The sequence below is a fragment of the Erythrobacter westpacificensis genome (assembly GCF_039542285.1).
GTDB classification, from domain to species: domain Bacteria; phylum Pseudomonadota; class Alphaproteobacteria; order Sphingomonadales; family Sphingomonadaceae; genus Alteraurantiacibacter; species Alteraurantiacibacter westpacificensis.
Map to the genome: position 1 here is coordinate 101,926 of NZ_BAABHV010000022.1, position 13,475 is coordinate 115,400.

Annotated in this window: 11 protein-coding genes; 8 read left to right on the forward strand and 3 right to left on the reverse strand. The window is 65.1% G+C overall.

Annotation, left to right across the window (positions count from 1 at the left end; genetic code table 11):
- Positions 1–84 precede the first annotated feature (84 nt).
- The 6 genes from ABFX23_RS15665 (at position 85) to ABFX23_RS15690 (ending at position 6,246) form a co-directional block, all read left to right on the forward strand.
- On the forward strand, positions 85–1,152 hold the full coding sequence (locus tag ABFX23_RS15665; RefSeq protein ID WP_346033916.1) for a glycosyl transferase family protein: 1,068 nt from the start codon (positions 85–87) through the stop codon (positions 1,150–1,152).
- A complete protein-coding gene (locus ABFX23_RS15670; RefSeq protein WP_346033917.1) occupies positions 1,152–1,487 on the forward strand; it encodes a glycosyltransferase family protein in 336 nt (111 codons plus the stop codon). The genes ABFX23_RS15665 and ABFX23_RS15670 overlap by 1 nt, the downstream gene beginning before the upstream one ends.
- Positions 1,484–2,653 carry a hypothetical protein gene (locus ABFX23_RS15675; protein ID WP_346033918.1) on the forward strand — a complete coding sequence of 390 codons (1,170 nt, stop codon included), beginning with the start codon at positions 1,484–1,486 and terminating at the stop codon, positions 2,651–2,653. Before ABFX23_RS15670 ends, ABFX23_RS15675 begins: the two co-directional genes overlap by 4 nt.
- Before the next feature lie 55 nt (positions 2,654–2,708).
- The gene (locus ABFX23_RS15680; protein ID WP_346033919.1) at positions 2,709–3,626 is read left to right on the forward strand and encodes a sulfite exporter TauE/SafE family protein; all 918 of its coding nucleotides are present in this window, start codon (positions 2,709–2,711) and stop codon (positions 3,624–3,626) included.
- Positions 3,623–4,384: a TIGR02186 family protein gene (locus tag ABFX23_RS15685; protein ID WP_346033920.1), complete on the forward strand. Its 762-nt coding sequence runs from the start codon at positions 3,623–3,625 to the stop codon at positions 4,382–4,384. Before ABFX23_RS15680 ends, ABFX23_RS15685 begins: the two co-directional genes overlap by 4 nt.
- Positions 4,385–4,482: 98 nt before the next feature.
- Positions 4,483–6,246, forward strand: coding sequence for an ATP-binding protein (locus ABFX23_RS15690; RefSeq protein ID WP_346033921.1), 1,764 nt, complete (start codon positions 4,483–4,485; stop codon positions 6,244–6,246).
- A 279-nt stretch (positions 6,247–6,525) separates the two neighbouring features.
- Here the strand turns inward: ABFX23_RS15690 and ABFX23_RS15695 are convergent, their stop codons facing one another.
- Genes ABFX23_RS15695 through ABFX23_RS15705 form a run of 3 tightly spaced genes read right to left on the reverse strand, consistent with a single transcriptional unit; the run spans position 6,526 to position 11,418 of the window.
- Positions 6,526–7,986 carry an MATE family efflux transporter gene (locus ABFX23_RS15695; protein ID WP_346033922.1) on the reverse strand — a complete coding sequence of 487 codons (1,461 nt, stop codon included), beginning with the start codon at positions 7,984–7,986 and terminating at the stop codon, positions 6,526–6,528.
- Positions 7,983–8,717 carry a 7-carboxy-7-deazaguanine synthase QueE gene (locus tag ABFX23_RS15700; RefSeq protein ID WP_346034038.1) on the reverse strand — a complete coding sequence of 245 codons (735 nt, stop codon included), beginning with the start codon at positions 8,715–8,717 and terminating at the stop codon, positions 7,983–7,985. The genes ABFX23_RS15695 and ABFX23_RS15700 overlap by 4 nt, the downstream gene beginning before the upstream one ends.
- Before the next feature lies 1 nt (position 8,718).
- On the reverse strand, positions 8,719–11,418 hold the full coding sequence (locus ABFX23_RS15705; protein ID WP_346033923.1) for a valine--tRNA ligase: 2,700 nt from the start codon (positions 11,416–11,418) through the stop codon (positions 8,719–8,721).
- A gap of 86 nt (positions 11,419–11,504) precedes the next feature.
- On the opposite strand from ABFX23_RS15705, the gene ABFX23_RS15710 reads away from it, so the two are divergent.
- A complete protein-coding gene (locus ABFX23_RS15710) occupies positions 11,505–12,614 on the forward strand; it encodes an ABC transporter permease (RefSeq protein ID WP_346033924.1) in 1,110 nt (369 codons plus the stop codon).
- The gene (locus ABFX23_RS15715) at positions 12,611–13,468 is read left to right on the forward strand and encodes an ABC transporter ATP-binding protein (RefSeq protein WP_346033925.1); all 858 of its coding nucleotides are present in this window, start codon (positions 12,611–12,613) and stop codon (positions 13,466–13,468) included. Before ABFX23_RS15710 ends, ABFX23_RS15715 begins: the two co-directional genes overlap by 4 nt.
- Positions 13,469–13,475 lie beyond the last annotated feature (7 nt).

A 13,475-nucleotide genomic window follows, 5' to 3' on the forward strand; every position in this document is an offset into this window, starting at 1 on the left:
GAACGCCGGATTAACGCGCCGATGTTGCCTTTTGCGTCACGAAGTTTATCCCCACGTGCAATTACTTAGGGGCAAGGGTAAACCATGGGTGATACTGCGGCGACCGCGCTATATTGGCTGGCGCTGGTCGAGCACGAACTACTGCTGTTTGCAGGCGTTTTTTTCCTGATTGGCGCGATCGACGAATTCGCCATGGACATCGCCTGGTTCTGGCTGCGCCTGACGGGCCGGGCCGACACACCCGTGCTCAACCGCCGCGAAGTGCGCTACCGCCAGCTTTCGGGCCGGGCCGCGGTTCTGATACCGGCGTGGCAGGAGGCCGGCGTGATCGGCGACACGCTGACCCACGCGCTTTCCGTATGGCCGCAGGAAGACCTCAGGATCTACGTCGGCGTCTATCGCAACGATCCCGCCACGCTGGAAGCCGCCGCGCTTGGTGCGCGTGACGACGGGAGAGTGCGGATTGTCGTGCACGATAGAGAAGGCCCGTCCACCAAGGCCGATTGCCTGAACAGGCTGTATCACGCATTGCAGCAGGACGAATTGCGCGAAGGGCGCGAGGCGCGCATGGTGATCCTGCACGATGCGGAGGACATGGTCGATGCCGCGGCGCTGTCCTTGCTCGACCGTGCAATCGGCACCGCGCAATTCGTCCAGCTTCCCGTCCTGCCGATGCCGCAGCGCAGTGCGCGCTGGGTGGGTAGCCACTATTGCGAGGAATTTGCCGAGGCGCATGGCAAGGCCATGGTGGTCCGCAACGCACTGGGTGCCAGCCTGCCCGCCGCCGGCGTGGGCTGCGCGTTCGGGCGCCGCATGCTGGCGCAGATCGCTTTCAGGGCAGGCCGCGATGCCCCTTTCGACGAGGATTCGCTGACCGAGGATTACGAGCTGGGCGTGAAAGTGGCCGCGTTGGGCGGGCGCTCGCGCTTCCTGCGGGTGCGCGGAGAGGACGGACAGCTCATCGCCACGCGCGCCTACTTCCCCGGTCAGCTCGGTCCCGCCGTGCGGCAGAAGGCGCGCTGGATGCACGGCATCGCCCTTCAGGGATGGGACCGGCTGGGCTGGACCGGCGGTCCCGGCGAATGGTGGATGCGCCTGCGCGATCGGCGCGGACCGCTCTCCGCATTGGTGCTGCTGACAGGTTACACTTGATGGTGCTGGCGCTGGTTCTGGCTGGCCTCGATGCCGCCGGATTTGCTCCGCCCTGGAAGCCGAGCAGACTGGTGCTGGTGCTGCTGGGCCTCAACCTCGCCAGCTTTGCCTGGCGCGCTGTCATGCGGTTCAGCTTCACCTGCGCCGAATTCGGGTGGCGAGAAGGTCTGCGCGCGGTGCTGCGCATCCCGGTGGCGAATGTCATCTCGATCATGGCCGGATACCGGGCGCTGTTCGCCTACTCCAAGACGCTGCGCGGCGCGGTGCCCGAGTGGGACAAGACCGCGCATGACACGCACCCCGCGCGGGCGGTGGCGCTGGAAGGTGCCCGGTGAGCGCTGGAGGTACGGCAAGACGCGGTTGGCCGCTGCTCTCGCTCGGCATGGTGCTGGGCAGCTGGGTGATCGTGCGCGTTGCCTTGTGGGAAGCGCCTTTTCCCGCCGTCCTGCCGCCAAGCGAGCCTGCGCCCGCAACCGCCGATGCCGCGGATCTACCGGCTGTATCGCAATCGCAGCCGATACCTGAAAGCCCGGCGATGCCACAGTGGCTGGACGAGGGCACGACGCCCTACGCGCCGCCCAAAAAGCCGTTGCCGGAAATTATCGAGCGGCCCGATTTCGCGCCGCCAGAGATGCCTGGCGCCGCGCGCGCCCCGCAGCGTTCTGCCGTGAGCAAGGCAGGCCTGCGCGGTGTCGATCGCATCATCGCCCATTCGATGCTGCTGGCTGCCGGATATTCCGCCGGTCGGCAGGATGGCGAAAAGCAGCCTTACCAAAGCGGGGTCGGCCCCGTCGCGCCGGGCGTCATCTATGCGCCCGAAGCCGCGCAGGACTTCGCCCATGGCTCTTCCCGCCGACGCTGGTCGATGGACCTTTGGGCGCTGTGGCGCGAGGATACAACTACGCCGATTACGTCCGGCAGGCCCAGCTATGGCCGCAGCCAGGCGGGCGCCGTGATGCGTTACCGGCTCGATCCCGCCAGCCGTCACGCCCCGCAATTGCACCTGCGGGCCACGCGGGCGCTGGATGGCGAGCGGGAAACCGACGTCGCGCTGGGCGCTTCGGCGAGACTGCTGCCTTCCGTGCCCGTTCGCCTCGCCGCCGAAGCCCGGGTGAGCGAGACCGACGCCGGCACCGAGCTGCGCGGTGCCGCCTACGCCGTAACCGAATTGCCGCCGGTCAGCCTGCCTGCCGGCCTGACGGGCGAGGCCTATGTCCAGGGCGGCTACGTCACCGGCGAATTCGCCACACCGTTTGTCGATGGTCAGGCGCGCATCACGCGTGAACTGGCGTCAGCCGGGGATTTCCGACTGACGGCTGGCGGCGGCATGTGGGGCGGAGCGCAGGAAGATGCGGAGCGGCTGGACGTAGGGCCCAGCGCGGGGCTCAGCTTCCGCATCGGTGCGGCGCGCGGGCGGGTTTCTGCCGACTATCGCTTCCGCGTAGCGGGCGATGCGGAGCCATCTAGTGGCCCTGCGCTCACACTCACGGCAGGTTTTTAGTCGCGTCGCACCATTCACCTTCAATCAACCGTGCCTTTGCATTAGGCGCAAGGTCATGGATGTCTATCTCCCCATTGCCAACCTTGCTGTCGACGGTCTCGTTATCGTCGCGCTCGGCGTGGCGACGGGCATCCTTTCGGGCGTGTTCGGGGTGGGCGGCGGCTTCCTCACCACACCGCTGCTGATTTTCTACGGCATCCCGCCGACAGTGGCCGCCGCCTCTGCCGCGACGCAGGTAACGGGCGCCAGCGTGTCCGGAGTCTTCGCGCACAGCCGCAAGGACGGTGTGGACTACCAGATGGGCGGCGTCACCGTTGCGGGCGGCATGGTGGGCGCGCTTCTGGGCGCGCTGATCTTCAACCTGCTGCGCTCGGCCGGTCAGATCGATGTCGTCATCAACGTGCTTTACGTGCTGATGCTTGGCACGATCGGGGGACTGATGGCGCGCGAGAGCCTCGAATCGCTGCGCAGCACGAAGGATGGCAGCACGAGCAAGCGCGCCGCCAAGCGCCGCCATCACCCGATGATCGCCAGTCTCCCCTACCGATGGCGCTTCTACAAGTCGGGCCTCTACATCTCGCCGCTGGGGCCGCTGATCCTGGGCGTGGTGGTGGGCATACTGACCATGTTGATGGGCGTGGGCGGCGGCTTCTTCATGGTGCCCGCCATGCTTTACATTCTGGGCATGAGCGCGAAGGTCGTGGTTGGTACCAGCCTGTTCAACATCCTGTTCATCACCATGCTGGTGACGATGGTGCACGCTTTCACCACCCGCGCGGTGGACATCGTGCTGGCGGGCCTGCTGCTGATCGGTTCGGTGACAGGTGCCCAGCTTGGCACCAAGATCGCCAACTTCGCCAAGCCGGAGCACCTGCGCCTGGTGCTGGCGATGATCGTGCTCGGCATTGCCCTTCGCATGGCGTTCGGCCTCGGTGTGCGGCCGGACGAGGTCTATACGGTGGTGCCGCTATGACCCGCCTCATCGCCTTTCTGCTGTCCCTCGTGCTGGCCACGCCCGCCTTCGCGCAAAGCGAGGATCCCATACTCGTGCCCGATATCTCGCAGCACGAGATCGTCCTCCAGCAAGGCTTCACCGGCGCGACGCTGCTGCTCTACGGCGCCGTGCTCGACCCGGCAGACAGCGATGCGCAGTACGATGTGGTGGTCGTGCTCAAGGGCCCGAGCGAGCCGATCCTGCTGCGCGAGAAGGAGCGGATTTTCGGTATCTGGGTCAATTCGCAGGAGTCCGCCTACCGCTCCGTGCCCTCGTTTTATGCCATGGCCAGTTCCCGCCCGGTGCTGGACATCGTGGATGAACGCACGGCGGCGATCTACGAACTGGGGCTCGACTACCTCCAGCTTTCGCCGTCAGGCTCCATCGACCCGGCGGAGCAGCAACGCTTTTCCGAAGGACTGGTAGACCTGCGCCAGAGGCAGGGCCTCTATGCGCAATACGACGAGGGCGTGGAGATATCGCAGGGCGTTCTCTACCGCGCCGACATTCCGATCCCTTCCAACGTGGTTGCGGGCCGCTATGTCGCGGAAACCTTTGCCATTTACGACGGCCGGGTGATTTCTTCCGCGACCTCCGAAGTGCAGGTGTTCAAGGAAGGCTTCGAACTGGGGGTGGAGGAAGCAGCGAACGACTATTCGTTCTTTTACGGGCTATTCGCCGTGGGCCTCTCGGTCTTCATGGGCTGGGCCGCAGGGCGACTGTTTGCGCTGGTCTGACCGCGCGCCTTTCCGCCACAAGCGCCTGTGATTTAGGCGATCTTAACTCCGATCGAGCTATCGCCTGCGGGTATTCACCACGGGCGAGAGCTATATCCATGACTGAAATGCCGGGTCACATGTCGAGTTTCAATTCGGTGCCTGCCGCAAATGGCGGTGCACGGACGGGCGCGGAGCCGGCTCCGGCTCCGGCCCCTTCTCCAGCCCCTGCGGCTCCCCGGTCCGAAGCCCCCGTCGCCGACGAATCCTCCCTGGAAAGCGCGCGCCAGCCCATCGGCGTCGTGCTGGACGTTGCCGGTTCGGGTTCGCAGATCGCGCTCGACCTGGAGCGCCTGAACGAGTGCATGGACCACGACGACCCCTCGGTCGCGCTGGCCGGGCAAGTCGGCAGCCAGATCAAGATCCGCACCCGCGACGGGTGGCTGCTCGCTTCCGTGCGCGACCAGAAGCAGGATCGTCGCAGTGGCGGCAATTCGGTGATCGCCAATATCGATTTCATGGGTGAGGGGCTGGAAGAGCGCCTGACCGGCAAGATCCACAGCTTCCGCCGCGGTGTGACCCGCTATCCTGTCCCCGGCGCGCTGGTATTCCCGGCAACGACCGAAGACCTTCGCCAGATCTATTCCAGCGACGGGCGCAGCGCGATCCAGATCGGCACTGTCTATCCCACCTCCGACATTCGCGCCGGCATGTACATCGATGCCATGCTGGGCAAGCACTTCGCGCTTCTGGGCTCCACCGGTACGGGTAAGTCCACCAGTGCCGCGCTTATCCTTCACCGCATCTGCGAGGCGGCACCGCAGGGCCACGTGCTGATGATCGACCCGCACGGCGAATATTCCGCCGCGTTCAAGAATTACGGGATGATCTTCGACGTCTCCAACCTGCAGATGCCGTACTGGCTGATGAATTTCGAGGAGCACTGCGAAGTGCTGCTGAAATCGAGCGGCAACGACCTGCAGAACGACAAGGACATTCTCGCCAAGTGTCTGCTGGCCGCGCGCAGCAAGAACCGCCTGGCGCAGTCGATGGGCAAGATCACGGTGGATTCGCCCATCCCGTACCTGCTTTCCGATCTCACCAGCCTGATCCAGGACGAGATGGGCAAGCTGGACAAGGCGACCAACACCGCCCCCTACATGCGCATCAAGACCAAGATCGAGGAACTGAAAGCCGACCCGCGCTACCAGTTCATGTTCTCCGGCATGCTGGTGGGCGACACCATGGGCGAGTTCATCTCCAAGATCTTCCGCATGCCCGGCGACGGCAAGCCGATCTCCATCGTGGACGTGTCGGGTGTGCCTTCCGACATCACCAGCACCGTGGTGGCCGTGCTCAGCCGCCTGGTGTTCGACTTCGCCATCTGGGGGCGCAACGAGAAGACTGCGCCCATTCTGCTCGTATGCGAGGAAGCACACCGCTACGTGCCGAGCGAGAAGAACGCCGACGGCAACTCGGTGGGCCGCGTCCTTTCGCGTATCGCCAAGGAAGGCCGTAAGTACGGCATTTCGCTGGGCCTCATCACGCAGCGACCGTCCGACCTTGCCGAAGGCGTGCTGTCGCAGTGCGGCACGATCATCTCGATGCGTCTCAACAACGATCGTGACCAGGCGTTTGTGAAGGCCGCCATGCCTGAAGGTGCCCGCGGCTTCCTCGATTCCATCCCGGCGCTGCGCAACCGCGAATGCATCATCTGCGGCGAGGGCGTGTCGATCCCGATCCGCGTGTCGTTCGACAACCTCGAGGAAAGCAAGCGTCCGGCTTCCGAAGACCCGAGCTTCGTGGACCTGTGGAACCATGGCGGCGGCGAAGAAGACGCGGTCTATCGCACCGTCCAGCGCTGGCGCGCGCAGGGGACCTGATTTGTTTTTCGCTCCGGCCTCCGCCGGATCGTATTCAATTTGTTCGTTGGTCCCTCAAGCGCCGGGCGGACGCCGTCCGGCGTCCTTGGCTTCCTCGCATTGGCTCGGGCGCGCATTCGCGCTTGCGGTCGCTTGCGCGACCGTGTCCTGCGCAACTCTTCAGATTTTGACCTCGTCCGGTCCGCGACCAGCGGATCGCAAGGCCGAACGGCCGCCCGCAGCGGGCGCGTAGCGCCTTTAGCGAGGACGATCCGACGGAGGTCGGATCGAAAGCAAACCCTATAAATCCGGCGTCATCCGGCCGGCGGGCAGTCCGTCCGCATGGCTGCCTTCTTCCGCTTCCTTCGGACCTATCGGCAATTCACGGCGCCAGTCCCAGTAGTGATAGAACCACCAGCCCATCGCGAGGCCGCTGGCGGCGGATACGGGGTAGGACAACCATAGGGCATCCGCGCCCAGCCAGTCGTAGGTCGCGTAGTAGAACCCCAGCCGCACGGGGAACAGCGCGATGCCGACCACCGCCAGCGGCACCCACACCGCGCCTGCGGCGCGCATCGTCGCAGTGTAGATCTGCGTGACGCCGAAGATTACGAAGTTCCAGCTCGCGAGCAACTGGATGTGCCGGGCAATGTCGACAGCGGGGCTGTCCGGCCCCAGGAACAGTACCAGCACCGGCCTGTCGAAGAGGAGCAGCAGCACGGTGAAAGAGCCGGTGAAGACGAGGTTCATCACCAGGCCAGCCCTGGTGACGGCGTGCAGGTCATCCCACTTTCGTGCGCCGATGTACTGCGCTGCCATCGCGCTCACCGCGCCGCCGATGGCCATGGCGGGCATCTGGATATAGGTGAACAGCTGCATGGTCGCGCCGTAGGCCGCGGTCGTCATCAGCCCTTCGCGGTTGACGAGGCCGACCAGCACGATCCCCGCCGCCGCCATCACCGCCATCTGCGCACCCATCGGCAGACCCTTGGTGACGATGTACCGCAATTCCTCGCGCGCGGGCTTCAGGTAGTGCAGTTCCGCCCCGCGCAGCCGCAGCGGCAGGTCCTTGCGATAGACGTAGATCACCATGCCGATGAAGGAGAGCATCGAGGCAGCGATGGTCGCCGTGGCGGACCCGGCGATGCCCATCGCGGGCAGCGGGCCGAGCCCTGCAATGAACACAGGGTTCAGCACCGCGTCGATCAGCACGGTCACGCCCATGAAGATGAGCGGGGTGCGCGCATCGCCGGTGCCGCGCAGGCCCATCGACAGGATGATCGAGACCATGCCGAACGGCATCGAGAGGAAGATCAGCCGCAGGTAGATGAGCGCCAGCGGATAGGCTCCCTCCGGCGTCGCCAGCAGGCGCAACAGGCCCGGCGCAAGCAAAAAGCCCAGGCCCGCGATCACCACCATCAGGAGGGCGCAGAAGCCTACTGCGCTGCCGAAAGTGCGCCGTGCCCCGTCCAAGTTGCGCGCGCCCCAGCGCTGCCCGATCATCACCGTGCCCGCCATGCCGAAGCCGAAGGAGAGGCTGGCAACGAGGAACATCACGATATTGGCATTGGCCGTGGCGGCGAGCGCCTCTTCCCCAATCAGCCGCCCGACCCAGATAGAGTTGATGGTGCCCGACAGCGATTGCAGCACGTTCGTCAGCAGCGCAGGCACGGCGAAAACCAGCAGGGTGCGCGGGATCGGTCCCTGTGTCAGGTCTCCGCGCATCGCGGCGGGCGGTTTTGCCGAATCGGCCTCGCTCATGTCCCGCGGGTATCGCCGAACAGGTGGATGTGCAGCCGATCGCTCATGCGAAAGCCATGCTCGAGGCAGAGCGGCACAAGCCATTCCTCGCGCTGGCGCAGGGTCCGGCTGTCGGTGCCCTCGGGCATCAGGAAGACGCGGCGTGTAGGGATCATGTGCGTTTTCACGAGGGCGAGAACCTCGTCCACATCACCCGGCTGCGCGATCACGAACTTGAAGAACGCGCGCTCGTCCGTCGCCCAGCGGTCCAGCATCTCGGGCTTCAGCGCCAGCTCCGCCGGATTGCCGCTGTGCGAAAGCTTGGGGCTGACATTGTACTGGTCGACGCGGAAATCGAGCCGCGCTGGCGGATCGACGGTGCCGTTGGTCTCGATCTCCACCTGCATGTCGGGCAGGTGCTCCAGCATCGCCGCCAGCTTGCCCGCCTGCATCGTCGGCTCCCCGCCGGTAATGACGAGGCGCTTCTGCCCCAGCGCGGCGATACGGGCGGCGACGTCGGCCTCGTCAAGCTCGACCTGGTTGGCCTTGCGGTCGTAATGCTCGCCGGAGCGGTGCGGACGCTCGTCACCCTCGAAGTGCCAGGTGTAGGCGGTGTCACACCACACGCAGGCGAGGTTGCAGCGCGAGAGGCGCAGGAACGCGACGGGCGTGCCCGCGCTCGGTCCTTCGCCTTGCACGGAGGCAAAGATCTCGGGCTCTCCCGGAGCCTGCGTGGCGAGAACGAGCGCCAAGTTACCCCAGCCGTTCCAGCGCCGCTTCCAACCTTGCGATCTCATCGAGATGGAAGGTGTGGTCGGCCTTGGCCTTCTCTACTGCTTCGGGCTTGGCGCGTTCGACGAAGTTGGCGTTGCCGAGTCGCCCTTCCAGCGATTTCGCTTCCTTCTGCGAGGCGGCCAGCGCTTTTTCGAGGCGGGCGCGCTCCGCGTCGACATCGATTACGCCTTCCAGCGGCACGATGAACACGTCGCTGCCCGAACTCACCTGCATTGCCGCGCCTGCGGGCGCTTCGCCTACGGTGATCGGGGTGAGGCGGGCAAGGCGTTCGATAGCGGCGCTGCTACGGTCGATCACGCCCTGCGCCAGCGGCGAGGGGTTCTCGATGAAGGCAGGCAGCTTCTCGCCGGGCGAAATGCCCAGTTCGTTGCGTGCACCGCGCGTGGCGGTGGTGAGGGCGATGACCCAGTCGATCGCGTCGGTCGCGTCCTTGCTCACTGCGGCGCGCGGCTCCGGCCACTTGGCGTGGATCAGGTCGTATTTCCGGTCGCCTTGCGCGTGCCAGAGTTCCTCCGTCACGAACGGCATGAAGGGATGCAGCATGACGAGGATCTGGTCGAGCGCCCATCCGGCGACGGCCTTCGTCTCCTGCTGGATCGGGCCGTCTTCGTCGGACTGGAGGACGGGCTTGATAAGCTCCAGATACCAGTCGCAGAACCTGTCCCAGGTGAAGTGGTAGACGGTGTTCGCGGCGGCATCGAAGCGCAGTTCGGCCATCGCCTTGTCCAGCGCTTCCACGGTCTGCTGCACTTCGCCGATGATCCACTGGTTCGCGGCGAGGCGGGCGGGCGGCGCCTTGATCGTGTCCGACGCACCGATGCCGTAGCCTTGGCAGAAGCGCGTGGCGTTCCACAGCTTCGTGGCGAAGTTGCGATACCCCTCCACGCGCTTTTCATCCATCTTGATGTCGCGGCCCTGGCTTTCCATCGCCGCCATGAAAAAGCGCAGCGCATCGGCGCCGTACTGGTCGATCAGGCCGAGCGGATCGACCACGTTGCCCTTGGACTTCGACATCTTGGAGCCGTCGGCCGCGCGCACGAGGCCGTGGAGGTACAGCTTCTCCCACGGGCGCTCGCCCATGTTGTAGTAGCCCATCATCATCATGCGGGCGTCCCAGAAGAACAGGATGTCGAAGCCGCTGATGAGCAGGCTGTTGGGGTAGTGCTTTTCCACCCGCGCCTCGGCATCGGGCCAGCCGAGCGTGGCAAAGGGCCAGAGCGCGGAGGAGAACCACGTGTCGAGCACGTCCTCGTCGCGGGTGAGCGCGACGCCTTCACCGGCCTTGGCCTGCGCTTCTTCCTCGGTTTCGGCGACGAACACGTTGCCGTCAGCATCGTACCAGGCCGGAATCCTGTGCCCCCACCAAAGCTGGCGAGACACGCACCACGGCTGGATGTTCTCCATCCAGTTGAAGAAGGTCTTTTCCCACGTGGCGGGCACGATCTCGATCTCGCCCGACTTCACCGCATCGATGGGCTTGGCCGCCAGCTTTTCCGCATCGACATACCACTGGTCGGTCAGCCACGGCTCGATCACCACGCCGCCGCGGTCACCGAAAGGCGTCGCGATGGTGCGCGGTTCGGCGTCGAGTTCGACCTCTTCGCCCTTCTTGGTCTTGCTCTTGTGCGTGACGAGGTGGCCGCTGTCCTTCAGCATCTCCACCACGCGCTTGCGAGCCTCGAAACGCTCGAGGCCGAGCAGTTCCTCGGGGATCAGCCCGTCGGCGGTCTGGCACACGTTCGCATCGGCATCGAGCATGTTGAGCATGTCGGCAGGAGCAATCCCGGCGCGCTTGCCCACCTCGAAGTCGTTGAAGTCGTGCCCCGGCGTGATCTTCACCGCGCCGCTGCCCAGTTCGGGATCGGCGTGCTCGTCCGCCACGATGGGAATCTCGCGGCCCGTGATCGGCAGCTTCACCTTGGCCCCGCGCGCCACGAGGTCCTTGTAACGCTCGTCCTCGGGGTGAACCGCCACGGCCATGTCGGCCAGCATCGTTTCGGGGCGGGTGGTGGAAACGCGAATGTCGCCGCTGCCGTCGGCCAGCGGGTAGATGAAGGTCCAGAAGGAACCCTGCACGTCGCGCGTCTCCACCTCCAGGTCGGAGATCGCGGTGCGCAGCTTCAGGTCCCAGTTCACCAGCCGCTTGTCGCGGTAGATCAGGCCGTCGTTGTAGAGGTCGACGAACACTTTCAGCACCGCCTTGGTGAAGTGGTCGTCCATCGTGAACTGCTCGCGGCTCCAGTCCATCGAACAGCCCAGGCGGCGCAGCTGGCGGGTAATGGTGCCGCCGCTCTCTTCCTTCCACTCCCAGACCTTGTCGACGAATTCCTCGCGGCTGTAATTGGTGCGCTTGTCCTGCCGCTCTTCCAGCTGGCGCTCCACCACCATCTGCGTGGCGATACCCGCGTGGTCGGTGCCCACCACCCACAGCGCGTCCTTGCCGCGCAGGCGTTCGTAACGGATCACGATATCCTGCAGCGTGTTGTCGAGCGCGTGACCGATGTGCAGGCTGCCCGTCACGTTGGGCGGCGGGTTGACGATGGTGAAGGGCTCCGCATCCGGGCGATCCGGGCGGAACGCGCCGGTCTCTTCCCAGTGGGAATACCATTTCGCCTCGATGGCGGCGGGATCGAAAGTCTTGCTCAGTTCACTCGTCATGGCAAAGGCCACTGCCACCTGATTCCCCCAAGGGCAACACGCTAAAACCTTGCTGACAGCCTGAATAATGCCCATAGCTGCCCGCAATGCGCGAATGGGCCGAATACTCTATCGAGGAAGCTGGGGGGCGGGCGACCGTCACCATCACCGGGCCCATGGTGGTTTCCGGTGTCGGCGAGATCGATCCGCAGCTGCGCGACATCACCGATTCGATCCAGACCATCGATATTTCCGGCGTCTCCCGCATCGACACGGTCGGCGCGTGGATCATCTTCCGCTTTGCCCAGCGCACCGGGGCCGACGTGGTGGGTGCCAGCGAACAGGCGGAAGTACTGCTGGATGCGGTGGAGGAGTGCGAGAGCGAGGCCGCCATCGCCCCGCCGCGCCGGCGCAATGCGAAACAGATTACAGAGCACGTCGGCATCGCCGTGATCGACTTCTTCAAGGGCATGCTGGCTTCGATCGCCTTCCTGGGCTCGGTCATCGCGGCGTTCTTCAGCCTGGTGATCCACCCGCGCCGTTTCCGGCTCAAAGCGCTGGTGCGGCAGATGGAACTTGTAGGCGTCACCAGCCTGCCGATCATCGGCCTGATGAGCTTCCTCATCGGTATCGTCATCGCGCAGCAGGGCGCGGTGCAATTGCAGCAGTTCGGCGCGGAAACGCTGACGGTGAACCTCGTCGGGCGCATTACCCTGCGCGAACTGGGCGTGCTGATGACGGCGATCATGGTGGCGGGCCGCAGCGGTTCTGCCTTTGCCGCCCAGATCGGCACGATGAAGCTGACCGAGGAAATCGACGCGATGCGCACCATCGGCGTCTCGCCGATGGAAGCGCTGGTCATCCCGCGCATCCTTGCCGCCGTGCTGATGATGCCGCTGCTGGGCTTCTTCGCCTCGGTCGTCGCCATCATCGGCGGCGCGGTGATCGGCGATGTGATGCTGGGCATTCCCTTCCTCACCTTCCTTGCGCGTGTGCAGGAAGTGGTGCCGCTCACCGATTTCTGGGTGGGCATGGTGAAAGCGCCGGTGTTCGGCCTAATCGTGGCCATGGCGGGCTGTTATCAGGGCATGCAGGTAAAGGGTAACGCCGAGGAAGTGGGCCTGCGCACCACCGCCGCCGTGGTGCAGGCCATCTTCATGGTGATCGTGCTCGATGCCTTCTTCGCCGTCTTCTTCGAGAGGATCGGCTGGATATGAGCGAGCACATCGACAACGAGACCGCCCACGAAGCCGCGCCGGGCGGGGAAGACTATCCCATCCGCATCCGCGGGCTGACCAACGCCTTTGGCGATTTCGTGGTGCACGAGGACCTCGACCTCGACGTGCGCCGCGGTGAAATCCTTGGCGTGGTGGGCGGATCGGGCACCGGCAAGAGCGTGCTGATGCGCTCCATCATCGGCTTGCAGTTCCCGCAAGCTGGCGAGATCGAGGTGTTCGGCCACAACATCACCGAGGCAGAGCCGGACGAGGATATCGGCGTGCGCAACCGTTGGGGCGTCCTGTTCCAGGGCGGGGCGCTGTTCTCCACCCTGACGGTGGCGGAAAACGTGCAGGTGCCGCTGAAACAGTTCTACCCCGAGCTGACGCAGAAGCTGCTGAACGAGATCTCGCGTTACAAGACCGTCCTGACCGGGCTGCCGGCCGATGCCGCCAGCAAGTTCCCGTCGGAGCTTTCGGGCGGCATGAGAAAGCGCGCCGGCCTTGCCCGCGCGCTCGCCCTCGATCCCGAACTGTTGTTCCTCGACGAACCGACGGCCGGCCTCGATCCCATCGGCGGCGCCAAGTTCGACGAGTTGTTGCGCGAACTGACCGACACGCTGGGCCTCACCGTGTTCCTGATCACCCACGACCTCGATACGCTCTACGCCATTTGCGACCGCGTGGCCGTGCTGGCCGACAAGAAGGTGATCGCGGTGGGGACCATCGAGGAACTGCTCGAAAACGAACACCCGTGGATACAGGAATACTTCAACGGCCCGCGCGCACGGGCGGCCACAGCAACCCACGAGCGGGGGAAAGCGTTGGACAAGCAAGGCAGCGAGAAGGCATAGACGAAAC

Excerpts from the sequence above, each read along its gene's own strand:
- ABFX23_RS15665 (WP_346033916.1), top strand. The coding sequence starts at position 85 with ATGGGTGATACTGCGGCGACCGCGCTATATTGGCTGGCGCTGGTCGAG.
- ABFX23_RS15670 (WP_346033917.1), top strand. The coding sequence starts at position 1,152 with ATGGTGCTGGCGCTGGTTCTGGCTGGCCTCGATGCCGCCGGATTTGCT.
- ABFX23_RS15680 (WP_346033919.1), top strand. The coding sequence starts at position 2,709 with ATGGATGTCTATCTCCCCATTGCCAACCTTGCTGTCGACGGTCTCGTT.
- ABFX23_RS15685 (WP_346033920.1), top strand. The coding sequence starts at position 3,623 with ATGACCCGCCTCATCGCCTTTCTGCTGTCCCTCGTGCTGGCCACGCCC.
- ABFX23_RS15690 (WP_346033921.1), top strand. The coding sequence starts at position 4,483 with ATGACTGAAATGCCGGGTCACATGTCGAGTTTCAATTCGGTGCCTGCC.
- ABFX23_RS15695 (WP_346033922.1), bottom strand. The coding sequence starts at position 7,986 with ATGAGCGAGGCCGATTCGGCAAAACCGCCCGCCGCGATGCGCGGAGAC.
- ABFX23_RS15705 (WP_346033923.1), bottom strand. The coding sequence starts at position 11,418 with ATGACGAGTGAACTGAGCAAGACTTTCGATCCCGCCGCCATCGAGGCG.
- ABFX23_RS15710 (WP_346033924.1), top strand. The coding sequence starts at position 11,505 with ATGCGCGAATGGGCCGAATACTCTATCGAGGAAGCTGGGGGGCGGGCG.
- ABFX23_RS15715 (WP_346033925.1), top strand. The coding sequence starts at position 12,611 with ATGAGCGAGCACATCGACAACGAGACCGCCCACGAAGCCGCGCCGGGC.